This is a genomic window from Rhizobium sp. AB2/73, assembly GCF_020871915.1.
Lineage (GTDB): Bacteria > Pseudomonadota > Alphaproteobacteria > Rhizobiales > Rhizobiaceae > Rhizobium > Rhizobium dioscoreae.
This window is the reverse complement of record NZ_CP067071.1, coordinates 2,466,201-2,491,388: the sequence shown is the minus strand read 5'-3', so window position 1 is coordinate 2,491,388 and position 25,188 is coordinate 2,466,201. Positions and strand designations below refer to the sequence as shown.

Below are 25,188 nucleotides of genomic sequence, written 5' to 3'. Positions count from 1 at the left end.
TGTGAAAAGGCCGGTGTCCAACAGGGCGGCACCGGCCTTAGTCATTAAGTCGGCGAGCGCGCCGCGATCAATAACCGGCCGCCAGTCCCGAGCCGGCGCGGCTGTCCATGGCGCCGTTGTAGCGAGCGCCACCGCCCTTGGCGATGTCGCCGAGGCTCTTGCCGCCCACGAGAATGCCGGCGGCCTGGCCCCAGATCGGCCAGCTATTGTCGACCTGAACCGTGTAGCCCATGCCGGTCAGAAGCTCGATCGTATCGAGCGAAAGTGCCCGCGGCTCCATGTAGACTTTATCCGGCAGCCATTGGTGATGGATGCGCGGGGCGTCAATGGCTTCCTGAATGTTCATGCCGAAATCGATGACGTTGATGATCGCTTCCAGCGTGATGGTGATGATGCGCGAGCCGCCTGGGCTGCCGATCACCATGAAGGGCTTGCCATCCTTGGTGACGATCGTCGGGCTCATGGAGGAGAGCGGCGTCTTCTTCGGCTGGATGGCATTGGCCTCGCCCTGCACCAGGCCGTAAAGGTTGGGTACGCCGGGCTTGGAGGTGAAGTCGTCCATCTCGTTGTTCAGGAGAATGCCCGTTCCGGGTGCAACGACGCCGGCGCCGAAGGAACCGTTCAGCGTATAGGTGACGGCGACGGCATTGCCGTCATTGTCGATGATCGAATAATGCGTGGTCTCGTGGCTTTCACCGAGGCCTTTCGGCATCAGACCCTTGGAGACGCCGGCCTTGTAGGGGGAGATGCCGTCGCGGATCTTCTGGGCATAGGCCTTATCAAGCAGCTTGCTGACGGGGTTATCGACAAAATCGGGATCGCCGAGCGCCGAGTTGCGGTCGACATAAGCGTAGCGCATGGCTTCGACCATGTAATGGACCGTATCCGCCGAGGCATAACCGGTATAGGAGAGCGGATAGCCTTCGAGCACATTCAGAATTTCGCAGATGATGACGCCGCCGGAGGAGGGCGGCGGCGAGGAGATGATCTCATAGCCGCGATAATTGCACTTCACGGGCTCGAGTTCGCGAACCTTGTATTGTTCGAAATCCTGGTTTGCGAGAATGCCGCCCTTGTCCTGGCTTGCCTTGACGATGGCGTTGGCGACCGGCCCCTTGTAGAAGCCATCCGGCCCCTGATCGGAAATGCCTGAGAGGGCATTGGCGAGATCCGGCTGCACCAGCTTGTCGCCCGTCGCGAAGGGTTTGCCGTCCGATTTGGTGAAGATCGCGGCGGTGGCCGGATCGCGCGACAGCCACTTCTTGCCCTCATTCAGTTCGGCGGCGTCGGCCTGGTTCAGCGTGAAGCCTTCCTTGGCATAGCGAATAGCCGGCGCGATCAGATCCTGGCGGGACTTGGTGCCGTATTTCTCGCGGGCGGTCTCGAAGCCCATGACCGAGCCGGGGACGCCCACGGCGAGATAGCCATCCGTGCTGGCGCCTTTGACGATATTGCCCTTGTCGTCGAGATACATGCCTTTGGTCGCTGCCAGGGGTGCGCGTTCGCGAAAATCGAGAAAGGTCGTCTTGCCGTCGCGCATGCGGATGTTCATGAAGCCGCCGCCGCCGATGTTGCCGGCGGTCGGGTAGACCACCGCCAGCGCATAGCCGACTGCAACAGCGGCATCGACGGCATTGCCGCCGTTCTTCAGCACCTCGACGCCGACATCGGTGGCGAGATGTTGAGCGGTGACCACCATGCCATGCTCCGCCTCGACCGGTGGCGGCGCGGCAGCTCTGGCGGTGACGGAAAAAAGAGCAAATGTGACCAGGGTTACCGACGAAATCGCCCGCTGGCGGAAGTGGCGCATGATGAGTATGCCTCCCATTATTATCTTGATGGAAAATCGCCAACGAATGACATGGTGTCACGTGCGAAAATGGCGATATCCGCTGTCACAATTTTTTAATGGAGCGGATCCCACCATGGGCCGGAATCCGATCAGCTATGTCTTCCATGCACTGCGACGGATGATTTTGGTCCTCCTGCCGCGCAGAAAAACGCTTCGCACTTGCAGTATTCTTTTATTAGTCGAATCTATTTTAGATTGTTGCTTGTCGAGGCGAGTATTGCGTGGAGGATAATCATGGCCGTGACGAGGCTCGAGCAATGGAAGAGCGAGCGCAGGATCAAGAGCAGGCCATTCATCGTTGGCGAAAGGACGCATGTCGTGGAAATCGAATGCGACCATTGCAGCCGGCATTTCTTTCGATGGGCATCGACGGCAGCCGCCTATTGGCGCTGTGACGATTGTACTGCGATTGTCTAAGCCAGCCGTTCCGGTGGTTACGCGATCAGGATGGCGCGGAAGTCGTTGACGTTCGTTCCCGTGGGGCCGGGAACGAAGAGATCGCCGACCGCATTGAACGCCGTCCAGGCATCGTTGTTTGCCAGCATCTCGGCCGGCACCATTCCAATCTTGCGCAAACGCGCCACTGTACCAGCATCGGCAAAGGCGCCGGCATTGTCCTCGCTGCCGTCAATGCCATCGGTATCAGCGGCCATAGCGTAAATGCCGGCGTGGCCGTCGATATCGATGGCGAGCGACAGCAGGAATTCCGAATTTCGTCCGCCCTTGCCCGTGCCTTTCAAAGTCACCGTGGTTTCGCCGCCAGAGAGTAGCACGATTGGCTTCGTAAAGGGGCGGTGGCGGTGAAGCACTTCGCGGGCGATGGCGGCATGGACGTGGGCCGCTTCGCGGGCCTCGCCCTCGATGGCATCGGAGAGAATAGCCGCTTCGATGCCGGCGGCACGCGCCACCTCGGCAGCGGCTTCCAGAGAGACGCCGGCGGACGCGATGAGATGCACTTCATTGTCGGCAAAGCGCGGATCGTCCGGGCGCGGCGCATCGGCTTCTCCCTTCTCGATATGGGCGAGAACGGCCTGTGGTAGGTCGATGCGGTAGAGACGGATGAGGTCGAGCGCGTCCGCGCGCGTACCGGCGCCGGGCACGGTCGGGCCGGAGGCCACCAGGGCAGGGTCGTCGCCGGGAATGTCCGAGACGACGAGCGAGACGACTTTGGCGGGATGGGCCGCGGCAGCCAGCCGGCCGCCCTTGATGGTCGACAGATGCTTGCGAATGACATTCATCGTAGAGATTGGTGCGCCGGAGGCAAGAAGCGCCTTGTTGACTGCGATTTCATCGGCAAGGCTCAAGCCGCCAGCGGGGGAGGGTAGCAACGCCGAGCCGCCGCCTGATATCAGAGCGATTACCAGATCGTCTTTTGTGAGGCCCTCAACAAGTTTAAGAAGCCGACGAGAAGCAATGAGGCCCGCTTCATCCGGCACAGGATGGGCTGCTTCGATGATCTCGATCTGGCGGCAGGGGGCCGAGAAGCCATATCGCGTCACCACCAGACCTTCCAGCGGACCTTCCCAGCATTGTTCCAGCGCGGCCGCCATCTGGGCAGATCCCTTGCCGGCCCCGACGACGATCGTGCGGCCCTTCGGCTTGGTGGGCAGATGCGTACGGATGCCGGTCATCGGATCGGCGGCGCGCACGGCTGCATCGAACAGCGAGGTCAGGAAGGCGCGGGGATCGGAAACGGTCATGTCGAACTGCCTGTCTGCGATGTGCTTGTAACCATTTGGTGGCTTAACTGGAGGAAAGACGCAAGAGGCAGGAACCGCAATTGTGTCTTGCGCGACGAATCCCTATTTAGAAGGAAAGGGTTTCACGCTTTTATTTCAAGGATTTTTCGATATGGCCGAATTGAAAGTGAAGACGAGGCAGACGGGCGCAACCGCTACGGTCGGCCGCACCGGCTTTCCGCATGTGACCTCGGTGACGGGCGGCGAAATCGACATCGTCACCTCGCCGTCGCAGCCTGGCTTCAATCCGCTCGACCTGCTCTATTCGTCGCTCTCGGCCTGCCTGGTCTTGAGCGCCCGCATGGCGGCAAGCAGTCTCGGCGTGCTCGACAAGCTCACCGAAGTCACTGCCATCGTCACAGGTGAGAAGGCGACTGAAGGCCTCTCCCGCGTGGAGAAGTTCAATATCGCCTTCACCATCAAGGGCGATTTCAGCGATGAGGTGCGCAACGCGATCGCGCATGCCGCCGAAGATGAGATTTGCACGGTGAGCAACACGATCCGCGGCAATCCGCAGTTCGAGACGACGATTTCGGGGTAGGGTGCGAGCCCCTCATCCGCCCTGTCGGGCCTGTTCTCCCGTTTTAACGGGTAGAAGGGGATAGCGGCACCATAGTCGTCCCTCTTTTGCCGCTGAGTGGGGCGAGGTTACAGAGGTTATCCCCTCTCCCCGCCTGCGGGGAGAGGGCTAGGGTGAGGGACAATTTCGTCACTTCGCCGGAAACTCAAACCCTTCAAGGTAAGGCCCAAGCTCAGGGTCGATATCCACTTTCACGGCATTGTTGTAGATCGCCGTCGCGATCATGATGCCGGCGAAGGCGACGAGGTTGGCGAGCGTCGGTTCGTCGTAGCGCGCCTTCAATCGATCCCAAATCCCCTCCGGAATGGCGTTGGAATCCCTGACGATCGCCTTGCCGAATTCGATCAGCAGCGCCTCGTCTTCGCTCGGTACGATTGTTTCCGGCGTCAGGCCGGCATTGATCAGCGCGCGCCGGAAGAAGCCGACCGGAATGATCGAGCGGCATTCCAGAGCGATGGTATGGCAGAGTAGCCAGACGGCACGGTCGTCCAGGGCCGGGCGCAACTCTTCGCGCAAAGGAAACCATTCCGCATAGATGCGATGCGCCACCGGCGAGTGCAGCAATGTCCGCTTCATGTTCGTCATGCGGCCGCGTAGCTGCACTTCGCGATCGTGCTCGGCGCGCACTGCGTCGGAAGCGGTCTCGTAATCGATCGGCGTGATATGGCTCATGTCATTTTCTCTTACTGCGCGGCTTCGGCTGTTGCCTTGAAGAAGCGGTTTTCCGGGCGCGGCAGGCCGAGGTGCTCGCGCAATGTCGTGCCTTCGTAGTCGCGACGGAAGATGCCGCGGCGCTGCAGCTCTGGAACGACGCGCGTGGTCACATCAAGCAGGCCTTGCGGCAGGAAGGGGAAGACGACGTTGAAACCGTCAGAGCCTTCCTCGTGCAGCCATTGCTCCATCTCGTCGGCGATGCTCTCAGGCGTGCCAACGAAGGCGAGGCCGGCATAGCCGCCGAGGCGCTGAGCAAGCTGGCGCACGGTGAGCTTTTCGGCTTCGGCAAGGGCGATGACACGCTCGCGGCCGCTCTTGCTGGCATTGGTCTCCGGAATTTCCGGCAGCGGGCCATCCGGATCGAACTTGGAGGCATCGTGTCCCAACGCGATCGACAGGGATGCGATAGCGCTATCATAATGCACGAGACTATCGAGCTTTGCCCGCTTGGCTTTTGCCTCCTCAATCGTATCGCCGACGACAATGAAGGCGGCGGGCAGGATCTTCAGATGATCCGGATTGCGGCCGATCGCCTTCATCCGTCCCTTGATATCGGCGAAGATCGACTTGCCGTCGGCGAGGTTTCGGGGTGCTGCGAAGACGGCTTCGGCCGTTTCGGCGGCAAGCTGGCGGCCGGCATCCGATTGTCCGGCCTGGACAATGACGGGCCAACCCTGCGGCGGGCGAGCGATGTTGAGCGGGCCGCGGACGCTCAGTTCTTCGCCCTTGTGCCCGAGGACATGCATCCGCTCGGGATCGAAGAAGATGCCGCTTTCGGGATCGCGGATGAAGGCGTCGTCGGCGAAGCTGTCCCAGAGGCCGGTGACGACATCGTAGAATTCGCGGGCGCGATGGTAGCGCTCGCCATGTTCCACATGTTCTTCGAGGCCGAAGTTCAGTGCGGCATCGGGATTGGATGTGGTGACGATATTCCAGCCGGCGCGGCCGCCGCTAATGTGATCGAGCGAGGCGAAGCGGCGGGCGATGTGATAGGGCAGGTCGAAGGTGGTCGATGCCGTGGCGACGAGGCCGATCCTGTCGGTGACGGCGGCCAGCGCCGAAAGCAGGGTGAAGGGCTCGAAGGAGGTAACCGTCTGGCTGCGCTTCAAAGCCTCGATCGGCATGTTGAGGACCGCGAGGTGATCAGCCATGAAGAAGGCGTCGAATTTCGCTTTCTCCAGTTCCTGCGCGAAGCTCTTGATGTGCTGGAAGTTGAAGTTGGCGTCCGGATAGGCGCCGGGATAACGCCAGGCACCGGTATGCAGGCTGACGGGGCGCATGAATGCCCCGAGCTTCAATTGCTTCTGTTCGCTCATCGGCTCTCTCTCTCGAAAATCGCCAGGCCGTCATGAAGTGGCGACGGCATTGCCCGTAGGGTAATGCACTACGACGTAGGCGTGCTGGCCGCGCATTCAAAGAGCCGATTTCATTTATTTGATCGCTTTCGCGGAATATTCATCCGGTCGCGACTTCGGGGTTGTTCTGTCCGGCAAAAACCTTGACCAGCCAGTCTATGAAGACGCGAACTCGCGGCGAAAGCTGGCGGCTACGCGGATAGAGCATCGAGACGGGTGTCCGTGTTGGTGGATAGTCCGGGAGGACATGCAGCAGTGCGCCCGATCGTAGAGCTTCCTCGGCGTGATAGCGCGGAACCTGGATCAGGCCGAGGCCGAGCTTTGCCGCGGCGAAATAGCTCTCGGCAGCGTTGACGGAGATGGTGGCAGGCAGGATGATTTCGCGCACGGCGCCGTCGATCTGGAATTCCAGCGGCAGCAATCCGCCGGTTGCGGAGGAGCGGAAGCCGACCATGCGGTGGCCGTCGAGCTTCTCCGGATGGGCGGGCATGCCGAAACGTTCGACATAGGCAGGTGCCGCAAGCGTCACTTCTTCCAGCATGGCGATGCGGCGGGCGACCATGTCGCTATCCTGCAGCGTGCCGACGCGCAGCACGCAATCTATCCCCTCGCGGATGAGATCGACGAACCGGTCGCCCTCGGTGATCTGCAATTCGATATCGGGATAGGTTTCGAGAAAGGAGGGCAGGTTCGGCAGGACGAAGTGCCGCGCAAGCGTTCCATGTACGTCGACGCGCAGAACGCCCTTCGGCTTCGCCCCGGCAAAGGCGCCTTCCGCATCCTCGATATCGGAGAGGATGCGCAGGCAGCGCTGGTAATAGGCTTCTCCGTCGAGTGTCGGGCTGACATGCCGCGTCGTGCGCTGCAGCAGGCGCACGCCGAGACGCGCTTCGACCTGTTTGATCGCATCCGTCACCGTCGAGCGGGGCAGACCTGTGTCTTCGGCGGCCAGCGTGAAGCTGCGCCGCTCGACGACCCGGCAAAACACCCGCATGGCATCGAATCTGTCCATATGTTTGTTCGCCACTCTCGGATAGTGATGCCGATTATTGGCCGATTATCCGCCGTCTGAAAAGGGGCATCTTCTCCTCATCGAAACGCGCTACGGCGCAAGACAACGAAGGATGAGGAAAATGAGCAGCAATTCTAATAAGGTAGCAATCATCACCGGCGCGTCGCGCGGCATCGGCGCCGCAATTGCAGAGCGTCTGGCCGAGGATGGTCTTACCGTCGTCATCAACTATTCCGGCAGCGAAGCAGCCGCCGAGGAACTCGCCCGCAAGATCGAGGAAAAGGGTGGCAAGGCGCTGACCGCAAAAGCCGATGTTTCCGACGCAGAGGCCGTGCGCCGCATGTTCGACGCAGCCGAAGCTGCCTTCGGCGGTGTCGATGTCCTCGTCAACAATGCCGGCATCATGCAGCTTGCGAAGATCGCCGATGCGGACGACGCGCATTTCGACCGCCACATCGCCATCAACCTCAAGGGCACATTCAATACGCTGCGCGAAGCCGGCAAGCGCCTGCGTGACGGCGGCCGCATCGTCAACTTCTCGACCAGCATTGTCGGCCTGAAGCTCGAAACCTACGGCGTCTATGCCGCAACGAAGGCCGGCGTCGAGCTTCTGACCGGCATCATGGCGAAGGAACTGCGCGGCCGCTCGATCACGGTCAATGCGGTCGCACCCGGCCCGACGGCGACGGATCTCTTTTTGAACGGCAAAAGCGACGAGCTGATCGACCGCATGGCTAAGATGAACCCGCTGGAGCGCCTCGGCACGCCTCAGGATATCGCCGCCGCTGTTTCCTTCCTCGTCGGCCCGGATGGCGGCTGGATCAACGGCCAGACGCTGCGCGCCAATGGCGGCATGATCTGAGCCAACTTGGCGGCAGGATAATGCCTGCCGTCCTCCACTTCATCGTCAACAACAGCCAATCCCCTGAAGGAACAGAATCATGAGCAAGCAAGTCATCGTAATCACTGGCGCATCGAGCGGCTTCGGCGCTTTGACGGCACGCGCTCTCGCCAAGGCAGGCCATACGGTCTATGCCGGCATCCGCGAAACCAAGGGGCGCAATGCGTCGCAGGTCGAAGCAGCTGCGGCATTCGCTGCGGAGAACGGCGTCGATCTCAGGACCGTCGAACTCGATGTCGCCTCGGATGCTTCCGTCGAAGCCGGCATCGCCGCTGTTATCGCCGAGCAGGGCCACATCGACACCATCATACACAATGCCGGTCACATGTCCTTCGGCCCGGCGGAAGCCTTCACGCCCGAACAGTTTGCCGAGCTCTATGACATCAACGTGCTCAGCACCCAGCGGGTCAATCGAGCCGTGCTGCCTCATATGCGCAGGCAAGGAAAGGGGCTGGTTGTTTGGGTCTCCTCGTCCAGCACGCGCGGCGGCACGCCGCCCTATCTCTCGCCCTACTTTGCAGCCAAGGCGGCGATGGATTCGCTTGCCGTTTCCTATGCCTCGGAGCTGACACGCTGGGGCATCGAGACCGCCATCATCGTGCCAGGCGCTTTTACGAAGGGCACCAACCATTTTGCCCATTCCGGTTCGCCGGCAGACAAGGCTCGCGCTGCGGAATATGACAATGGTCCTTATGTCGGCGTTCCCGACCAGGCGCTGAAGGGTCTAGCCTCGCTGGAACCTGCGGATGCCGATACGGCTTCGGTGGCGACGGCAATCGTGGATATTGTCGACATGCCGTTTGGAACGCGGCCGTTCCGTACCCATATAGATCCTTCAGAGGATGGTGCTGAGATCGTCAACGGTGTTGCCGATCGGGTTCGGGCAGAGCTCTTCCGGCGCATCGGTCTGGAAGATCTGCTGAAGCCGCATGCAAAGGCCTAAGGCCCGCAATCATCCTTGGAACGTGTCAAATCGCCGCTTCTGTGCCACAGAAGCGGCGATCTGTTGCGTGCATCGGGGCTATTTTGCGTTGTACAGCATTCCAAGCCTTGGAGTTTCGTACTAAAGCGATTCCTTCAGAGGGTCGGGAGATATCCATGGACGCGAAGGACATTGGCGAAATTGCCAGCTGGCTTATGCAAGCCGGCCTCAAGGGAATGACGGAAGTCGATATCCTCTCGGGTTTCTGCGAGCAGTGCCGTCAGCATGGTCTTAACATCGATCGGGCCATGGCGCTAATGGATACGCTGCATCCGGTCTATGAGGGGCGCGCCTTCCGCTGGGACGGCAATCAGATCATCGAGCGCGAATTCGAATATGGCCCGACGCAACAGGGGATCGCCTCCGAGAATTGGCAGCGTTCCGCCTTCTATCACATGCTGACAACAGGCGGAGACGAGGTGCGCCGCCGTATTGGCTTCGGCGAGCCCACCGATTTCTACGGCCTCGATACGTTGCTCGCCGATGGTCACACCGATTATATCGCTATGATCCACCGTTTCGAAGAGGGCGGCACGATCGGCGAGATGGATTGCTTCTATTCCAACTTCGCCACCGCCGCCGAAATGGGATTCCAGGAAGAGGATTTGCGCGTGCTGCGCAAGCTGACGCCGGCGCTTGCTCTCGCCATCAAATGCACCGGCATGAGCCGCATCGCCCGTACCATTGCCGAAGTCTATCTCGGCGAAGACGCCGCCCGGCACGTTCTCGAAGGCAAGATCACGCGAGGCAAGACGGAGCGGATTTCGGCGGCACTGTGGTTTTCCGATCTTGCAAACTACACGCGCATCTCGGATACGGCCGAGCCGGATGAAATCATCCCGATGCTGAATGCCTATGCCGATGCGGTCATCTCCTCAATCCACGAGGCGGGCGGCAACGTGCTGAAGCTGATCGGCGACGGCACGCTGGCGATCTTCAAGGCTCGCAATTCCGCCGACGCCTGCGCTGCCGCCCTGATGGCGGAATCGCTGCTGCGCCAGCGCCTGCGCGATCTTAATTCGCAGCGGCAGATCGAAGGCCGTCCGGTTACGGATGTCTATCTCGGCCTGCATATCGGCGACGTCTTCTACGGCAATATCGGCAGCATGGACCGGCTGGACTTCACCGTCATCGGCCCTGCCGTCAACGAAGTCAGCCGCATCGCCTCGATGTGCCGATCGGCCGACCGTAACATCCTGATGTCGTCGAATTTCGTCGAGGCGCTGGCAGGCCAGCAAAGCAACGATCTCGTTTCCGTCGGCCGTTATGCGCTGCGTGGCGTCAAGCGGCCGCAGGAATTGTTCACGCTGCTCTCTTCGGCGGCCTGACCCCTCTACCGTGACGGTTTTCAGCGGTGGCCGGCCGCAAACATCGGGCCGCCCTTGCTTGCCGGGAAGCCATAGCCGTTGATCATCACCAGATCGATATCGCTGGCGCGGGCGGCGATGCCTTCCGCAAGCAGGGCGTCGCCTTCGATGGCCATGGCTTTCAGCAGGCGCCCGGCGATCTCTTCCGCGGTGAAGCTCCTCGGTACAATGCCTTTTTCGGCGCGGGCGGCTTCGATCATTGCCGTTACCTCGGGATCAACAGTCCGTTTGCCGTCGGGATAGGTATACCAGCCGCGGCCGGTCTTCTGGCCGAAGCGGCCGGCTTCGCAGAGCCGGTCGGCGATGACGACGTAGCGTTCCGAGGGATCGCGTGTCGGGGCCTGCCGCTTGCGGCGCGCCCAGGCGATTTCCAGACCCGCCATGTCGAAGACCGCGAACGGCCCCATCGGAAAGCCGTAGGCCTCCAGGGCTGCGTCGATCTCCTGCGGCGAGGCGCCATCCTCGACCATATATTCCGCTTCGCGGCGATAGGCGGAAAAGATACGGTTGCCGATGAAGCCTTCGGTGACGCCCGAAACGACAGGCAGCTTGCCGAGCCGCTTTGCTAAAGCAAGGGCTGTCGCCAGCACATCCGGCGCCGTGTTCTTGCACTTCACCACTTCCAGGAGCCGCATGATATTGGCGGGCGAGAAGAAGTGCAGTCCGACGACGCGCTCTGGCAGCTTAGTGGCCGAAGCGATCACATCGGGATCGAGATAGCTCGTATTGGTCGCAAGGATCGCATCGGCTCGAACGATCGCACCAAGGCGCTGGAAGAGGTCGGTCTTGACGGTGAGATCGTCGAAGACGGCTTCGATGACGATATCGGCCTGTGTCAACTGCTGCATGTCCGCGGTCACGGTCAGCCCGCTGAGGCGATCTTCGCGGCCAGCCGCATCGAGGCGGCCGGATTGCACGGCCTTATCGAGAAGGCCGGCGATGCGCTCGCGGCCCTTGTCTGCAGCATCGATGGTCTGCTCGATGCCGATCACGCGGAAGCCGCCGTTGAGGGCGGAAACGGCAATGCCCGAGCCCATCAGGCCGGTGCCGACAATGCCGATGGTTTCGATCTTGCGTGGGGCAACGGCCTCCAGTCCCTCGACCTTGCCAGTGGCACGCTCCGCGAAGAAGACATAGCGCAATGCTGCCGCCTCTTCGCTGTCGCGGAGGGTAATAAAGGTGCGGCGTTCCTCGGCAAGCCCTTCCGATAAAGGGGCGGTCGCCGCCAGGCGCACGAGGCGGATGGCTTCGGCCGGCGCGCGCTGGCCGCGCGCCTTGCGCGATGCGTCCGATGCCGCCTTCTCGATCACATCTGTAGTTTCCGGAGGAACGGTCAGCGATCCCGCGCGGCGTAACGATGCGGCGTTGGCGGTCTTGGCGTCGGTGATAGCTTCGGCGATCAATTCACCCTTGGCCACTCCGTCAACAATACGGAGCTTGAGCGCTTCGGCGGCGGATACGAGACGTGCATTGGCGATCATATCGATGGCGGCGGCGATGCCGGTGAGGCGCGGCAGGCGCTGCGTGCCGCCGGCACCAGGTATGATGCCAAGCTTGACTTCTGGCAGGCCGAGTTTCGCCGCTGGCGCGGCAAGGCGACGATGACAGGCGAGCGCCACTTCCAGGCCGCCGCCGAGGGCCACGCCATTGATCGCGGCGACAACGGGTTTGGCAAAGGCTTCGATGCGGACGATGACATCAGGCAGATGAGGCTCGATCGGCGGCTTGCCGAATTCCTTGATATCGGCGCCGCCGATGAAGCTGTTGCCCGCACCGGTGAGCACGATGCCTGTGGTCGTCCCGTCTTTTTCGGCGTGATCAAGCGCAGCCATCAGGCCGGCCCGGACATCGGCAGAGAGCGCGTTGACGGGCGCATTGTCGATGGTAACGACGAGAATCCCGTCGGTCAGCGCCGCCGAGATGGTGTCCGAAAAGCGCAATGCCGACATGATCTTGACCGCCTATGTTATTCCGGAATGACTGCCGTTGCCTGGATCTCGATCTTGGCGCGATCCTCGACGAGGGCGACGACCTGCACGGCGGCCATGGCCGGGAAGTGCCGGCCGATGATCTCGCGATAGGCCTGACCGATCCCTTTCAGATTGCCGAGATATTCCTGCTTGTCGGTGAAATACCAGGTCATCGAGGTGATGTGCTTCGGCTCGGCCCCGCCTTCGGCAAGGATAGCGACGACATTCTTCAGCGTCTGGCGCACCTGCTCGACGAAATCGTCGCTTTCGAACTCGCAGGCTGCATTCCAGCCGACTTGGCCGCCGACGAACACCATGCGGCCTGTCGCCGCCATGCCATTGGCATAGCCGATCGGCTTGGCCCAGCCCTCAGGTTGCAGGATGGTGTGCATCGGTCGTCTCCAGATGAGAGGTCAGCGCGGCGCGGAGATCATCCGGCCATTCAATGGATTTATGCGTATCGAGCGAGGTGGCGACGACGCGGTGCTTGGCCGTCCACAGCACATGGCCGTTTGCCGAAACTTGATGTTCGAGATCGAGCGAGGAACGGCCGACGCCACGGACTGCAAGGGTGAATTCGAGATCATCGCCCTGCAGACCCGGCCTCACGAAGGTCAAGTCGAGCCGCACGGTGGGAACGCCGATGCGGCGGTCCTCGATCAGCTTTCGCCAGGAAAAGCCGATCGAGGAAAAATAGTCCTCCAGCACCCCGACGAGGATGTTCAGGTACGATGGGAAATAGGCGATCCCCGAGGGATCGCAGTCTCCGAAGCGCAGGGGTCTGGTGGTCTTGAATGCCAAGGCGGGCCTCAGTTCGAAAAGGCCGCGATGCCGGTAATGGCGCGGCCGAGAATGAGGGCGTGAATGTCGTGCGTGCCCTCATAGGTGTTGACCACTTCGAGGTTGACGAGGTGACGCGCAATGCCGAACTCGTCCGAGATGCCGTTACCACCCAGCATGTCGCGGGCGGCGCGGGCGATATCCAGCGCCTTGCCGCAGCTGTTGCGCTTGAGGATGGAGGTGAGTTCCACAGGCGGATGGCCTTCTTCCTTCATGCGGCCAAGACGCAGGCAGCCCTGCAGGCCGAGCGTGATCTCGGTTATCATGTCCGCAAGCTTCTTCTGGATCAGCTGGTTGGCGGCCAGCGGTCGGCCAAACTGCTTGCGGTCGAGCACATATTGGCGGGCCCTGGCGTAGCAATCCTCGGCGGCACCCAAAGCACCCCAGGCAATGCCGAAACGTGCCGAGTTGAGGCAGGTGAACGGGCCTTTGAGGCCGGATACGTTCGGCATCAGGTTTTCTTCGGGCACGAACACATTTTCCATGACGACTTCGCCCGTGATCGAGGCGCGCAGGCCCACCTTGCCGTGGATGGCGGGTGCCGACAAGCCCTTCCAGCCCTTTTCGAGGATGAAGCCGCGGATGAGGCCATCCTCGGTCTTGGCCCAGACGACGAAGACATCGGCGATCGGTGCGTTGGAGATCCAGGTCTTGGCGCCGGTCAGGCTGTAGCCGCCATCGACCTTCTTAGCGCGCGTCACCATCGAGCCGGGATCGGAGCCATGGTTCGGCTCGGTGAGGCCGAAGCAGCCGATCCATTCGCCGGTCGCCAGCTTTGGCAGGTACTTCTGCTTCTGCGCTTCCGAACCAAAGGTCTCGATCGGCACCATGACGAGCGAAGATTGAACGCTCATCATCGAGCGATAACCGCTGTCGACGCGCTCGACTTCACGGGCGATCAGGCCGTAGGCGACGTAGCTGAGGCCGGCGCCGCCATATTCCGGGGAGATCGTCGGGCCGAGCAGGCCGAGTTCACCCATTTCACGGAAGATCGCCGGATCGGTCTTTTCGTGGCGGAAGGCTTCGAGGACGCGGGGCGCGAGCTTTTCCTGCGCGTAGGAATGCGCGGTATCCAGCACCATGCGCTCCTCGTCGCTCAGCTGCTCCGTCAGCCGGAACGGGTCGGCCCAGTCGAAAATCTCGCGGCTCATGCTGGTATCTCCCATTAATTGGTCTTCAAAAGTTCGCGCGCGACGATGAGTTTCTGAACCTCCGTCGCACCTTCATAGATGCGAAGCGCGCGGATCTCCCGATAGAGTTTTTCCGTTATCTCGCCCGATTTCACGCCGCGTCCGCCAAAGAGCTGAACGGCGCGGTCGATGACGCTCTGCGCGGTTTCCGTCGCCGTCATCTTGGCCATGGCCGCCTCGCGCGTCGTCGGCAAGCGCTGCACGTCGCGACGCCAGGCCGCTCGGTAGGTGAGCAATGCCGCCGCGTCGATGCCAGTCGCCATATCGCCGAGGGCGGCCTGCGTCAACTGAAGGTCGGCAAGGGTGCCGCCGAACATCGGACGTGACCGCGCATGGGCAAGCGATTCATCCAGCGCGCGGCGGGCAAAGCCAAGGCCGGCAGCGGCGACAGAGGCGCGGAAGATATCGAGCGTGCGCATCGCGATCTTGAAGCCTTCGCCCGGTGCGCCGAGAAGGCGCGACGCGGGAATGCGGCAATTGTCGAAGCGGATCGTTGCCAGCGGATGCGGCGCAATGACCTCGATGCGCTCGGCAATCGAGAAGCCGGGATCGTCGGCAAAGACGACGAAGGCCGAGATGCCGCGGGTTCCCGGCGCTTCGCCGGTGCGCGCGAAGACGGTGTAGACGTCGGCAATGCCGCCATTGGAAATCCAGGTCTTCTCGCCGTCGAGGACATAGTGGTCGCCATCGGGGCGGGCAGCGCAGCTCATCGCGGCTACATCGGAGCCAGCGTCCTTTTCCGAGAGCGCAAAGGCGGCGAGCCATTCGCCGGAGCGCACTTTGGGCAGGACGGCCGAACGCAATTCGGGCGAGCCGGAAAGGCCGATGGCGCCGGTGCCGAGGCCCTGCATGGCGAAGGCGAAATCGGCAAGGCCGTCATGCCAGGCCAGCATTTCGCGAGCGATGCAGACCATGCGGGAATCGATCAGCGGTTCCCTATCGGAGGAGCCCGTCGCAGCTGTCAGCAGTCCGGCTTCGCCCAGCGCCTTGACCAGCTTGCGGCATTCGTCATCGACATCGGCATGATCGATCGAAGCCATCACGCCGGTCTTTGCGAACGCATCGACCTCGGCGGCAAAACGGTGATGGCGCTCCTCGAAGAAGGGCCAATCCAGATGATCGCGGGTCGGGCCGGGGAGGCTGCTTGCCGTGGACATCAGCTCAATCCCCCTGGAATTCCGGCCGGCGCTTGGCCGCGAAGGCTTCGAAAGCGCGGCGGAAATCCTGCGTCGCCATGCAGATCGCCTGTGCCTGCGCTTCGGATTCGATCATCTCGTCGATCCCCATCGCCCATTCCTGGTTCAGCATGGTCTTGGTCATACCATGGGCGAACCAGGGACCATCGGCCAGCGAACGGGCGAGCTTGACCGCTTCGCTTTCGAGGTCGGCGCTGGCGTGCAGGCCGTTATAGAAGCCCCAGGCTTGTCCTTCCGCGGATGTCATCGAGCGGCCGGTGAAGAGAAGCTCGGCGGCGCGGCCCTGGCCGATGATGCGGGGCAGTATACCGCAGGCGCCCATGTCCGCGCCGGCAAGACCGACGCGGGTGAAAAGGAAGGCGGTTTTCGCTTCGGGCGTCGCCAACCTCAGATCAGAGGCCATGGCGAGGATAGCGCCGGCGCCGGCGCAGATGCCGTCCACCGCCGAGATGATCGGCTGCGGGCATTTGCGCATCGCCTTGACGAGATCGCCGGTCATGCGCGTGAAAGCCAGAAGCTCGGGCATCGCCATGCGCGTCAGCGGCTCGATGATCTCGAAGACATCGCCACCGGAGGAGAAATTGCCACCCGCGCCCATCAGCACGATGGCGCGGATATCCGATGCGTAAACGAGATCGCGGAACAGATCGCGCAGCTCGGCATAGCTGTCGAAGGTCAGCGGGTTCTTACGTTCCGGACGGTTCAGGCGGATGGTGGCGACGCGGCCATCTTCGCTGACATCCCAGAGGAAGTGCTCAGGCTTGTAATTCTTAAAGGGCTTCAGATGTCCCTTCATCGTCATGTCCCGATCGCTCATCCCTCAAATCTCCCCACCGGCAACGGCAATTGCCTGTCCATTGATCGATGCTGCAGCCGGCAAAGCAAGCCAGAGCACGGTATCGGCGACCTCTTCCGGCTTCACGAGGCGTCCCTGCGGATTGGATTTCGTGAATTCGCCGAGTGCCTGTTCGGCGGTGCGCCCGGTCTTGGCGACGATGGTTTCGATCGAGCGCTGGATGATCGGCGTGTCGGTGAAGCCGGGGCAGACGGCATTGACCGTGATGCCGGTCTTCGCCAGCTCCAGCGCCAGCGAGCGCGTCAGGCCGACCACGCCGTGCTTGGCGGCGACGTAAGCCGAGACGTACCCATATCCCTTCAAGCCAGCCGTCGAGGCGATGTTGATGATACGCGCGCCGGGACCGTAAGCCTTCAGATCGGGAAGGGCAGCCTGGGTCACCACGAAAACGCCTGTCAGGTCGACCGAGAGGACGTGGTTCCAGGCCTCGAGGCTCGTCTTCTCGAAGGCTGCGCTCGGTGCCTCACCGGCATTGTTGACGAGGATATCGACGGAGCCGAACTTCTCGCGCGCCTTGGCAAGGCCCTGGGAGACGGCTTCAGGGCTAGTGACATCGAAGCCATCGACCACGAATGCCTCGGCGCCGGCTTCGGCGGCAACCGCTTCCAGCGGTTCGCGGCGGCGACCGGCTAGGCTGACGCGCGCGCCCTCGGCGGCAATCGCCCTGGCGATCGCGGCACCGATGCCGCTGCCGGCCCCGGTGATAAGGGCGTGACGGCCGGCGAGTTTGCCCGAAGTCGTCATTTCATCCTCATTTCGCCGGTGCTGCCATGGCTGCGCGGGCAAGGTTGGTTTCATACTGCGTCTTGCCGGAAAGATATTGCTTCGGCCAGGGAATGGAAGTCAGACCGATCTTGGCGGCTTCATGCAGCGACCAGGCCGGATCAGCCAGATGCGGGCGGGCGATGGCACAGAGATCGGCGCGGCCGGCGGCGATGATCGAATTAGCGTGGTCGGCCTCGGAGATCGCGCCGACGGCAATCGTAGGGATGCCGATCTCGTTGCGGATCTTGTCGGAGAAGGGCGTCTGGAACAGGCGGCCATAGACGGGCTTTTCCTGCTTTGACACCTGGCCCGAAGAGCAGTCGATGAGGTCGGCGCCGGCCTCCTTGAACATGTGGGCAAAGATAGCCGCATCTTCCGGCGTGTTGCCTCCGTCAGTCCAGTCGTGGCAGGAAAGACGAACCGAGATCGGCTTATTCGCCGGCCAGATAGTGCGCATCGCCTTGAAAACTTCGAGGGGATAGCGGGCGCGATTCTCGTGGCTGCCGCCATATTCGTCGTCGCGCAGATTGGTGAGCGGCGACAGGAAGCTCGAGAGCAGATAGCCGTGGGCGCAATGCAGTTCCAGCCAGTCCGCGCCGGTCTCAATGGCGAGCTCGGTCGAGCGGATGAAGTCGGCCTTGACGCGGTCCATATCGGCGCGATCCATGGCCTTCGGCACTTGGCTGTTCTTGAGGTAGGGGATTGCTGATGCCGAGATCAGCGGCCATTCGCCTTCGGGGAGCGGCTGGTCGATGCCTTCCCAGGCAAGTTTCGTCGCGCCCTTGCGGCCGGCATGGCCGAGCTGGATGCCGACTTTGGCGGCGCTGTTCGTGTGAACGAAGTCGACGAGGCGCTTCCACTGCGCCACCTGCTCGTTATTCCAGAGACCGAGGCAGCCCGGGGTGATGCGGGCGTCTGGGGTAACGCAGGTCATTTCCGCGAAGATCAGCCCTGCGCCACCAAGCGCGCGCGAACCGAGATGGACGATGTGGAAATCGTTCATCACACCATCTTCTGCCGAGTACATCGCCATCGGAGACATGACGATGCGGTTGATAAGTTGGACATCCCGGAGGCGATAGGGCGTGAACATCGGTGGCAGGCAGCGGTCGTTGCCGACGTGGAGGCCGGATTTTTCGGCGAACCAGCGCTCATAGCCTTCGAGCCAGGTCTTGTCGCGCAATCGCAGATTTTCATGGCTGATGCGCTGCGAGCGAGTCAGCATCGAATACATGAACTGCGGCGGCTCGAGCGTATCGGCATAGCGGCGGCCGACGACTTCGAACCATTCCATCGCATTGCGCGCGGCGTTCTGAATGCGGGCGACATCGACGCGACGGATTTCCTCGTAGGTTTCGAGAACGGCCGGTATCTTGTCTTTGTCGTGCCCGTGTTTCTGGAATTGCCGCGTCAGCTCGATCGCGTCATCGATGGCAAGCTTGGTGCCGGAGCCGATGGCGAAATGGGCGGTATGGGCGGCATCGCCCATCAGCACGACATGGGAGTTGCCGTTGAAATGGCTCCACTTGCCGCAGATCAGGCGGTTGAAATTCAGCCAGGCCGAGCCGCGAATGTGGCGGGCATTGGTCATCAGCGAAGCACCTTCGAGCACTTCGGAGAACAGGTTTTCGCAGAAGGCGATGGAGCCGTCCTGGTCCATCTTATCGAGGCCGTGGGCGAGGTAGGCCTCTTCCGTCGTCTCGACGATGAAGGTCGAGGTCTTGTCGTCGAACTTATAGATATGCGCCTGGAACCAGCCATGATCGGTGCGGCGGAAATCGAAGGTGAAGGCGTCGAAAAGCTTGTTGGTGCCGAGCCAGATATAGCGGTTCGGCCGGGTGATCATATCAGGCTGGAAGACTTCCGGATAATGATTGCGGATCTTGGAATTGAGGCCGTCGGAGCCGATGATCAGATCAGCATCGGGATAATCGAGATCGGAATTGACCTCCGTTTCGAAGATCAGCTCGACTCCGAGTGCTTCGCAGCGGCGCTGCAGAATATTGAGCAGCTTCTTGCGGCCGATGCCGACAAAGCCGTGGCCAGACGTGCGCTGGCGGGTGCCCTTGAACAGGACTTCGATGTCGTCCCAATGGTTGAAGGCATCCTCGATCTCGGCGGCACTTTCGGGATCCCATTCCCGCATCGAAACCATGGTCGCGTCGGAGAAGACGACGCCCCAGCCGAAGGTATCATAGGGGCGGTTACGCTCGACGACGCGGATGGAGTGCCCGGGATGGAGCTTCTTCATCAGAAGCGCGAAGTAGAGTCCTGCGGGGCCGCCGCCGATACAGACGATGCGCATCGCTTTCCCTCCTCGTTCGGCTGGAGCCGATTTCAAAATAATTTAAGTTTAAAATATCTTGTTGAAGCCATTCGTCAAGGCTTTTCCTGCTCCGATATGCGGCCTGTAGGTACACATAATAGCAGGAAAATCGGGAATAGCCTTTTGGAATCAATCGGAAGCCAAATATAGTTTAGACTTAAAATTTCTTGCTTGAACATTGCAGCCTTCGGTGCGATCTTTTTTAGCAATGCCACATGCGCCGCGGGGAAACGGCTGTCGTGGCGATTGATCGATAAGAATGTGGGAGCAAGGCAATGCTGGGACCGAGCGGTCATACCGATACATTCACGCGAGACAATCTGCCGCCCTTCGATGAATGGCCCGAACTGCGAATGGAGGGTTTCGACTATCCGGAATGGCTGAATGCCGGCTTCGAACTCAGCGACCGGATGGTCGAAAAGGGGTTCGCCGATCACGTGGCCCTGATCGGCAACGGTCGCCGCCGCACCTACAAGGAACTGGCGGACTGGACCAATCGCATCGCCCACGCGCTTGCCGAGGATTTCGGCGTCAAGCCGGGCAATCGCGTCCTCATCCGCTCCGGCAATAACCCTGCCATGATCGCCTGCTGGCTGGCGGTGACGAAGGTCGGCGCCGTTGCCGTCAATACCATGCCGATGCTCAGGGCAGGCGAGCTTTCGAAGATCATCGACAAGGCGGAGATCTCGTTTGCGCTTTGCGATACCAGGCTGCTGGAGGAACTCGTCACCGCAGCCAAGGACAGCCGCTTTCTGAAGCAGGTCGTCGGTTTCGACGGCACCGCCAACCATGATGCCGAGCTCGACCGGATCGCGCTCAACAAGCCCGTTCGCTTCGAGCCTGTCAAAACCGGGCGGGATGATGTGGCGCTGCTCGGCTTCACCTCGGGCTCGACGGGTGTGCCGAAGGCCACCATGCACTTCCATCGGGATATCCTGATCATTGCCGACGCCTATGCCAAGGAAGTCCTGCAGGTGACGCCGGATGATGTCTTCATCGGCTCGCCGCCGATCGCCTTCACCTTCGGGCTCGGCGGTCTGGTCGTCTTCCCCTTGCGCTTCGGGGCGTCGACGGCGCTGCTCGAAAACGCCTCGCCGAAGAACATGGTCGAGATCATTCAGGAGTACGGCGCGACCATCAGCTTCACGGCGCCGACGGCCTATCGCGCCATGCTGGCAGCGATGGAAGAGGGGGCGGATCTGTCTTCACTTCGTATCGCCGTTTCGGCCGGCGAGACGCTGCCGGGCCCGATTTTCGAGGAATGGACGCGCAAGACCGGCAAGCCCATCCTCGACGGCATCGGCTCGACCGAGATGCTGCATATCTTCATTTCCAACCGCCTGTCCGACGCTAAGCCGAACTGCACGGGCAAGCCGCTGACGGGCTATGAGGCCCGCGTTGTCGATGACGATATGAACGAGGTTCCGCGTGGGGTCATCGGCAAACTCGTCGTTCGCGGGCCGATCGGCTGCCGTTATCTCGCTGACCACAGACAGGCCGACTACGTGCGAGATGGCTGGAACCTGACGGGCGACAGCTTCATTCAGGATGAGGATGGCTATTTCCATTTTGCCGCCCGTTCCGACGACATCATTCTTTCGGCCGGTTACAATATTGCCGGACCGGAAGTAGAAGCAGCCCTTCTTTCGCATGCCGATGTGCTGGAATGTGCCGTCGTCGGTAAGCCCGACGAGGAAAGGGGCCATATCGTGCAGGCGCATGTGGTGCTGGCACCCGGCATTGCTGCCTCGGATCTGCAGGTTCGCAAGCTGCAGGATCATGTGAAGGCGGTCATCGCGCCTTACAAATATCCGCGTTCCATTATCTTCGTCGAAGCTCTGCCGAAGACGGAATCGGGCAAGATACAGCGTTTCCGCCTGCGCAACTGAACGTCCGAGTGCTTATCAGGCAGCGTTTTCCTGGCCCGTCTCGCGACCGAGCCAATGCGGATCGATTTCCGGCAAGGGAATGGCGTCGAGCAGCATTCGCGTATAGGCGGAGGCGGGTGCCGTGAAGACGCGCTCGCAATCGCCTTCCTCTTCGACGCGGCCGTTACGCATGACGTAGACGCGGTCGCAGACCGCGCGGATGACGGAGAGATCGTGGCTGATGAAGGCCATCGAGAGCCCAAGATCGCGCGAAAGCTCCTTCAGCAGATTGAGCACCTGTGCCTGCGTCGATACGTCGAGGCCGGAGACGATCTCGTCGGCCAGCACGAAATCCGGCTTCAGCAGGGCGGCACGCGCGATGCCGATGCGCTGGCGCTGACCGCCTGAAAGTTCATGCGGATTGCGGTCGAGGCATGTCTGCGGCAGCGTTACGCGTTCGAGAATTGCGGCAACCTGCCGCTCAGCTTCTTTCCGGTCCGAAGCCAGCCGATGCAGCAGTAACGGCTCGACAAGAATGCGGCGGATCGTGTGGCGCGGATTGAGTGAGGCCATCGGATCCTGAAAGATCATCTGCAAGCGTCGACGGAGCGGTCGCATATCGGCATCAGGCAGGCGCGTGATGTCCCTGCCGTCGAAATGGATAGTGCCCGCGTTTGCGTCGATCAGCCGCAGCAGGGCGCGGCCGAGTGTCGTCTTGCCTGAGCCGCTTTCGCCAACGATGCCCACGGTTTCGCCGCGGTTGATATCGACGTCGACGCCGTGCAGCACCTTGATGCCCAAGCCCGGCGGCCCGAAAAGGTGCCGCTTGGCGCCATAGATGACCTCGATGCCTCTGGCCGAAAGGAGAGTATCGGAAACGCTCATCGGCTTCCCTCGGGAATGCCGATCTCGCGGCGTAATTGTTCGAAAACGGCCTGCGGCACCGGCGTCAGCCCGGCATCCGGCCGGTCATAGCGCGGCCCGGCCGATATCAAGGATTTCGTGTAGATATGCTTGGGCTGCGTCAGCACGTCGCTCGTGCGTCCGTCCTCGATCACCTTGCCAGCGTAAAGCAGGGTCACACTGTCGCAGATCTGGGCGACGACGCCGAGATCGTGGGTGACGAAGATGACGGCGGTGCCGTGCGCTTCCTGCAGGCCGCGGATCAGCCGCAGGATCTGCTTCTGCACGGTGACGTCGAGCGCGGTGGTCGGCTCGTCGGCGACCACCAGTTTCGGCTCCAGCGCGAAGGCGGCGGCGATCAGGATGCGCTGCCGCATCCCGCCGGATAATTCGTGGGGATAGGCGCGCAGCACGCGCTCGGGATCGCGGATATGCACCTCCTCCAGCAGCTTCAGTGCCCGCCGGCGGGCATCGCCCGACGACATGCCCCGCTTCAACCGCAGGCCGTCTGTGAGTTGCGCTTCGATGCGGCGGCCAGGATTGAGCGCCGTCTGCGGGTCCTGCGGGATCAGCGAGATCTCGCTGCCCATGATGTCTCGCAATTCCCTGGCGGAGAGCGTGAGCAGGTCGCGGTTTTCGAACAATATCGAGCCGTTGGTGATGCGGACGCTGCGCGGCAGTATGCCGAGCAGGGCTTTGGCGATGGTCGATTTTCCAGCGCCGCTTTCGCCGACGAGCCCGCGCACTTCGCCGCGCGTGAGCGTCAGGGAAACAGCGCGCAGGATGGGTGTGCCACCGTCGCGGTCGGATATGGCACTGAGGCCCGTCATGGAGAGAAGTGGAGATGTCATCGGCGCATCACCGGATCGAGGGCGCGGCGCAGGCCGTCACCGAGTTGATTGAAGGCAAGCACCGTTGCGAAGAGTGCAATCAGGGGCACGACCAGCACCCACCAGCCCTGATAGATCATTTGCCGCCCTTCGGCGATCATGCCGCCCCAGGTCGGCGTGTCGGAGGCGACCGACAGGCCGACGAAGGACAGGATGGCTTCGACGATGACGGCGATGCCCATTTCCAGGCTGACGAGAGCGATCAGCACCGGCGTCACATTGGGCAGGATTTCGTTGAAGAGGATTCTGGTCCGCGAAAAGCCGATCGTGTGGGCGGCGGTCACATAATCCATCCGTGCCTGCGCCTGCGTTTCCGAGCGCACGACGCGACAGAAGCGCGTCCAATCAATGATGACGATGGCCGCGATGACCGAGTGCACGCCGGAGCCGAAGACGGCGACGAGCAGGATCGACAGAAGTACGGGCGGAAAGGCCATCCAGATATCGACAAGGCGGGAGATCGCCTTGTCGACCCAGCCGCCGTACCAGCCGGCGAGAAGGCCGAGCAGCGTGCCGATCAAGGCCGCAAGCCCGGCCGCGACGAAGGCGACCGTGAGCGCGATGCGTGTGCCGAAGATGGCGCGCGAGAGCACGTCGCGGCCGAGATCGTCCGTGCCGAGCAGAAAGCCCGGATCGGAACCCTCGATCCATGCAGGCGGCAGGGTGCCGGACATCAGATCCTGCTCCAGCGGATCCTTCGGTGCGATGTAAGGAGCAAAGATCGCAAGGATGATGAGGATGAGGATGAAGCCACCGCCAAAGATCACCTTCGGCTCGGCGAGCAGCGCGCGCAGGCGTTTCGCCATTCTGGAGGGTGATCGCGGCACGGCGGGCGAGGTGACGTCAGCCATGGGCGAGCCTCGGATTGAAGGCCGCGACCAGCAGATCGACCGCCAGATTGACAAGAATGAAGATGGCGCCGAAGACCAGCACCAGCCCCTGGATCAGCGGCAGGTCGCGGTTGATGACGGCATCGATCGCCATGTTGCCGATGCCGGGATAGGCGAAGATGCGCTCGACGATGACGGTGCCGCCGATCAGGAAGGTAAATTGCACGCCGGTCAGCGCGATGGTCGGACCAACGGCATTGCGCAGCGCCTCCTGCAACACCAGCCGCAACTCGGACATGCCCTTGAGTTTGGCGAGCAGGATATAGTCCTGCACCATGGCCTCGGAGAGCGCGGCTTTTAGCACGCGGGCGATGATAGCGGCGAGCGGCAGGCCGAGCGCCAGGACCGGCATGACCATATGGGCGCAGATGTCCGTGAAGATACTGAAGCGAAACGTTACAAAGCTTTCAATGAGGTAGAAGGGGGTCGCGAATTGTGCGTCTATACTCGGATCGATGCGTCCGGAGAGTGGGAAAAGCGGAAAAAGAACGCCGAGGACAAGGACCAGCGCCAGCGCCCAGACAAAATCCGGAACAGCCAGGAAAAGGCCGTTCAGGCTGTCGATCACAGGTTCGAAAATCGTGTGGCGGGCGAGCGTGCCAACGACGGCAACCGCGCCGCCGAGAAGAACCGCCAGTACCAGCGCGGCAAAGGCGAGCTCCAGCGTTGCGGGGAGGCGCTCGCCGAGCAGGGAGAGCACATCGCGCTTCAGGGAGATCGATGTCCCGAAATCGCCTATCAGAACCGATTTCAGCCAGAGCCAGAATTGCGTGGTAAGGCTCGCATCGAGCCCGTAATGGGCGCGCAGTGCGGCGATGTCGGCGGGGCTTGCGCCCGGCGAAATCATCATGGCGATCGGATCACCCGGTACGACGCGCAGCAGGACGAAGACGATCAGCGCCACTCCGAAGAGGGTGATCGCGGCCATGATGAAGCGGTTGAGAATGGAGACTGCTATCATGCGTTATGAGTTCCGATCGCATGTGCTGACT

The 25,188-nt window shown here is 61.7% G+C and carries 23 protein-coding genes; 6 read left to right on the top strand and 17 right to left on the bottom strand.

The window, feature by feature from the left end; all coding sequences use genetic code 11:
* Positions 1-67 precede the first annotated feature (67 nt).
* Positions 68-1,810, bottom strand: coding sequence for a gamma-glutamyltransferase (ggt, locus tag I8E17_RS12330; protein ID WP_229002023.1), 1,743 nt, complete (start codon positions 1,808-1,810; stop codon positions 68-70).
* Between the two features lie 276 nt (positions 1,811-2,086).
* Here ggt and I8E17_RS12325 point away from each other — a divergent pair, with 276 nt between their 5' ends.
* Entirely contained in the window at positions 2,087-2,269 is a 183-nt protein-coding gene (locus I8E17_RS12325; protein WP_069611790.1) for a hypothetical protein, read from the top strand.
* 17 nt (positions 2,270-2,286) lie between these two features.
* Here I8E17_RS12325 and I8E17_RS12320 read toward each other — a convergent pair whose 3' ends face one another.
* A complete protein-coding gene (locus tag I8E17_RS12320; protein ID WP_069611789.1) occupies positions 2,287-3,552 on the bottom strand; it encodes a glycerate kinase in 1,266 nt (421 codons plus the stop codon).
* Between the two features lie 151 nt (positions 3,553-3,703).
* Here I8E17_RS12320 and I8E17_RS12315 point away from each other — a divergent pair, with 151 nt between their 5' ends.
* Positions 3,704-4,132: an OsmC family protein gene (locus tag I8E17_RS12315; protein ID WP_069611788.1), complete on the top strand. Its 429-nt coding sequence runs from the start codon at positions 3,704-3,706 to the stop codon at positions 4,130-4,132.
* Positions 4,133-4,300: 168 nt separating this feature from the next.
* Here I8E17_RS12315 and I8E17_RS12310 read toward each other — a convergent pair whose 3' ends face one another.
* The 3 genes from I8E17_RS12310 to I8E17_RS12300 all read right to left on the bottom strand — a co-directional run bounded on the left by I8E17_RS12310 (position 4,301) and on the right by I8E17_RS12300 (position 7,252).
* On the bottom strand, positions 4,301-4,843 hold the full coding sequence (locus I8E17_RS12310; protein ID WP_069611787.1) for a hypothetical protein: 543 nt from the start codon (positions 4,841-4,843) through the stop codon (positions 4,301-4,303).
* Between the two features lie 11 nt (positions 4,844-4,854).
* Positions 4,855-6,201 carry an LLM class flavin-dependent oxidoreductase gene (locus I8E17_RS12305; protein WP_069611786.1) on the bottom strand — a complete coding sequence of 449 codons (1,347 nt, stop codon included), beginning with the start codon at positions 6,199-6,201 and terminating at the stop codon, positions 4,855-4,857.
* Positions 6,202-6,340: 139 nt separating this feature from the next.
* Positions 6,341-7,252, bottom strand: coding sequence for a LysR family transcriptional regulator (locus I8E17_RS12300; RefSeq protein WP_113366622.1), 912 nt, complete (start codon positions 7,250-7,252; stop codon positions 6,341-6,343).
* A 121-nt stretch (positions 7,253-7,373) separates the two neighbouring features.
* Between I8E17_RS12300 and I8E17_RS12295 the strand changes: the two genes are divergently transcribed.
* From I8E17_RS12295 to I8E17_RS12285, 3 genes are all read left to right on the top strand, one after another.
* A complete protein-coding gene (locus tag I8E17_RS12295; protein WP_069611784.1) occupies positions 7,374-8,114 on the top strand; it encodes an SDR family oxidoreductase in 741 nt (246 codons plus the stop codon).
* Between the two features lie 79 nt (positions 8,115-8,193).
* Positions 8,194-9,096: an SDR family oxidoreductase gene (locus tag I8E17_RS12290; RefSeq protein ID WP_069611783.1), complete on the top strand. Its 903-nt coding sequence runs from the start codon at positions 8,194-8,196 to the stop codon at positions 9,094-9,096.
* 155 nt (positions 9,097-9,251) lie between these two features.
* Complete coding sequence (locus I8E17_RS12285; protein WP_069611782.1) at positions 9,252-10,463, top strand: adenylate/guanylate cyclase domain-containing protein; 1,212 nt, start codon at positions 9,252-9,254, stop codon at positions 10,461-10,463.
* Between the two features lie 20 nt (positions 10,464-10,483).
* On the opposite strand, the gene I8E17_RS12280 is transcribed toward I8E17_RS12285, so the two are convergent.
* The 8 genes from I8E17_RS12280 to I8E17_RS12245 are packed head-to-tail and all read right to left on the bottom strand — an operon-like array spanning position 10,484 to position 19,624.
* Positions 10,484-12,451, bottom strand: coding sequence for a 3-hydroxyacyl-CoA dehydrogenase NAD-binding domain-containing protein (locus tag I8E17_RS12280; protein WP_069611781.1), 1,968 nt, complete (start codon positions 12,449-12,451; stop codon positions 10,484-10,486).
* Between the two features lie 17 nt (positions 12,452-12,468).
* Positions 12,469-12,864 carry a RidA family protein gene (locus I8E17_RS12275; RefSeq protein WP_069611780.1) on the bottom strand — a complete coding sequence of 132 codons (396 nt, stop codon included), beginning with the start codon at positions 12,862-12,864 and terminating at the stop codon, positions 12,469-12,471.
* Complete coding sequence (locus I8E17_RS12270; RefSeq protein WP_069611779.1) at positions 12,842-13,273, bottom strand: thioesterase family protein; 432 nt, start codon at positions 13,271-13,273, stop codon at positions 12,842-12,844. Before I8E17_RS12270 ends, I8E17_RS12275 begins: the two co-directional genes overlap by 23 nt.
* A gap of 8 nt (positions 13,274-13,281) precedes the next feature.
* The gene (locus I8E17_RS12265) at positions 13,282-14,463 is read right to left on the bottom strand and encodes an acyl-CoA dehydrogenase (protein ID WP_069611877.1); all 1,182 of its coding nucleotides are present in this window, start codon (positions 14,461-14,463) and stop codon (positions 13,282-13,284) included.
* Between the two features lie 14 nt (positions 14,464-14,477).
* A complete protein-coding gene (locus I8E17_RS12260) occupies positions 14,478-15,659 on the bottom strand; it encodes an acyl-CoA dehydrogenase family protein (RefSeq protein ID WP_113366623.1) in 1,182 nt (393 codons plus the stop codon).
* A 4-nt stretch (positions 15,660-15,663) separates the two neighbouring features.
* Positions 15,664-16,515, bottom strand: a complete 852-nt coding sequence (locus tag I8E17_RS12255; RefSeq protein ID WP_069611777.1) for an enoyl-CoA hydratase family protein — start codon at positions 16,513-16,515, stop codon at positions 15,664-15,666.
* A gap of 3 nt (positions 16,516-16,518) precedes the next feature.
* Complete coding sequence (locus tag I8E17_RS12250) at positions 16,519-17,298, bottom strand: SDR family NAD(P)-dependent oxidoreductase (RefSeq protein WP_069611776.1); 780 nt, start codon at positions 17,296-17,298, stop codon at positions 16,519-16,521.
* Between the two features lie 7 nt (positions 17,299-17,305).
* Positions 17,306-19,624 carry a bifunctional salicylyl-CoA 5-hydroxylase/oxidoreductase gene (locus I8E17_RS12245; RefSeq protein ID WP_069611775.1) on the bottom strand — a complete coding sequence of 773 codons (2,319 nt, stop codon included), beginning with the start codon at positions 19,622-19,624 and terminating at the stop codon, positions 17,306-17,308.
* 296 nt (positions 19,625-19,920) lie between these two features.
* Between I8E17_RS12245 and I8E17_RS12240 the strand changes: the two genes are divergently transcribed.
* Positions 19,921-21,534: an AMP-binding protein gene (locus tag I8E17_RS12240; RefSeq protein ID WP_069611774.1), complete on the top strand. Its 1,614-nt coding sequence runs from the start codon at positions 19,921-19,923 to the stop codon at positions 21,532-21,534.
* Between the two features lie 15 nt (positions 21,535-21,549).
* Here I8E17_RS12240 and I8E17_RS12235 read toward each other — a convergent pair whose 3' ends face one another.
* Genes I8E17_RS12235 through I8E17_RS12220 form a run of 4 tightly spaced genes read right to left on the bottom strand, consistent with a single transcriptional unit; the run spans position 21,550 to position 25,157 of the window.
* Positions 21,550-22,398, bottom strand: coding sequence for an ATP-binding cassette domain-containing protein (locus tag I8E17_RS12235; RefSeq protein WP_069611773.1), 849 nt, complete (start codon positions 22,396-22,398; stop codon positions 21,550-21,552).
* Positions 22,395-23,267: an ABC transporter ATP-binding protein gene (locus tag I8E17_RS12230; protein WP_069611772.1), complete on the bottom strand. Its 873-nt coding sequence runs from the start codon at positions 23,265-23,267 to the stop codon at positions 22,395-22,397. The genes I8E17_RS12235 and I8E17_RS12230 overlap by 4 nt, the downstream gene beginning before the upstream one ends.
* A complete protein-coding gene (locus I8E17_RS12225; protein ID WP_069611771.1) occupies positions 23,264-24,157 on the bottom strand; it encodes an ABC transporter permease in 894 nt (297 codons plus the stop codon). Before I8E17_RS12225 ends, I8E17_RS12230 begins: the two co-directional genes overlap by 4 nt.
* Positions 24,150-25,157, bottom strand: a complete 1,008-nt coding sequence (locus I8E17_RS12220; RefSeq protein WP_069611770.1) for an ABC transporter permease — start codon at positions 25,155-25,157, stop codon at positions 24,150-24,152. The genes I8E17_RS12225 and I8E17_RS12220 overlap by 8 nt, the downstream gene beginning before the upstream one ends.
* Positions 25,158-25,188 lie beyond the last annotated feature (31 nt).

Bases quoted from the DNA above. Each gene is read 5' to 3' on its own strand.
- ggt (WP_229002023.1), bottom strand. From the start codon at position 1,810: ATGCGCCACTTCCGCCAGCGGGCGATTTCGTCGGTAACCCTGGTCACA.
- I8E17_RS12325 (WP_069611790.1), top strand. From the start codon at position 2,087: ATGGCCGTGACGAGGCTCGAGCAATGGAAGAGCGAGCGCAGGATCAAG.
- I8E17_RS12320 (WP_069611789.1), bottom strand. From the start codon at position 3,552: ATGACCGTTTCCGATCCCCGCGCCTTCCTGACCTCGCTGTTCGATGCA.
- I8E17_RS12315 (WP_069611788.1), top strand. From the start codon at position 3,704: ATGGCCGAATTGAAAGTGAAGACGAGGCAGACGGGCGCAACCGCTACG.
- I8E17_RS12310 (WP_069611787.1), bottom strand. From the start codon at position 4,843: ATGAGCCATATCACGCCGATCGATTACGAGACCGCTTCCGACGCAGTG.
- I8E17_RS12305 (WP_069611786.1), bottom strand. From the start codon at position 6,201: ATGAGCGAACAGAAGCAATTGAAGCTCGGGGCATTCATGCGCCCCGTC.
- I8E17_RS12300 (WP_113366622.1), bottom strand. From the start codon at position 7,252: ATGGACAGATTCGATGCCATGCGGGTGTTTTGCCGGGTCGTCGAGCGG.
- I8E17_RS12295 (WP_069611784.1), top strand. From the start codon at position 7,374: ATGAGCAGCAATTCTAATAAGGTAGCAATCATCACCGGCGCGTCGCGC.
- I8E17_RS12290 (WP_069611783.1), top strand. From the start codon at position 8,194: ATGAGCAAGCAAGTCATCGTAATCACTGGCGCATCGAGCGGCTTCGGC.
- I8E17_RS12285 (WP_069611782.1), top strand. From the start codon at position 9,252: ATGGACGCGAAGGACATTGGCGAAATTGCCAGCTGGCTTATGCAAGCC.
- I8E17_RS12280 (WP_069611781.1), bottom strand. From the start codon at position 12,451: ATGTCGGCATTGCGCTTTTCGGACACCATCTCGGCGGCGCTGACCGAC.
- I8E17_RS12275 (WP_069611780.1), bottom strand. From the start codon at position 12,864: ATGCACACCATCCTGCAACCTGAGGGCTGGGCCAAGCCGATCGGCTAT.
- I8E17_RS12265 (WP_069611877.1), bottom strand. From the start codon at position 14,463: ATGAGCCGCGAGATTTTCGACTGGGCCGACCCGTTCCGGCTGACGGAG.
- I8E17_RS12260 (WP_113366623.1), bottom strand. From the start codon at position 15,659: ATGTCCACGGCAAGCAGCCTCCCCGGCCCGACCCGCGATCATCTGGAT.
- I8E17_RS12255 (WP_069611777.1), bottom strand. From the start codon at position 16,515: ATGAGCGATCGGGACATGACGATGAAGGGACATCTGAAGCCCTTTAAG.
- I8E17_RS12250 (WP_069611776.1), bottom strand. From the start codon at position 17,298: ATGACGACTTCGGGCAAACTCGCCGGCCGTCACGCCCTTATCACCGGG.
- I8E17_RS12245 (WP_069611775.1), bottom strand. From the start codon at position 19,624: ATGCGCATCGTCTGTATCGGCGGCGGCCCCGCAGGACTCTACTTCGCG.
- I8E17_RS12240 (WP_069611774.1), top strand. From the start codon at position 19,921: ATGCTGGGACCGAGCGGTCATACCGATACATTCACGCGAGACAATCTG.
- I8E17_RS12235 (WP_069611773.1), bottom strand. From the start codon at position 22,398: ATGAGCGTTTCCGATACTCTCCTTTCGGCCAGAGGCATCGAGGTCATC.
- I8E17_RS12230 (WP_069611772.1), bottom strand. From the start codon at position 23,267: ATGACATCTCCACTTCTCTCCATGACGGGCCTCAGTGCCATATCCGAC.
- I8E17_RS12225 (WP_069611771.1), bottom strand. From the start codon at position 24,157: ATGGCTGACGTCACCTCGCCCGCCGTGCCGCGATCACCCTCCAGAATG.
- I8E17_RS12220 (WP_069611770.1), bottom strand. From the start codon at position 25,157: ATGATAGCAGTCTCCATTCTCAACCGCTTCATCATGGCCGCGATCACC.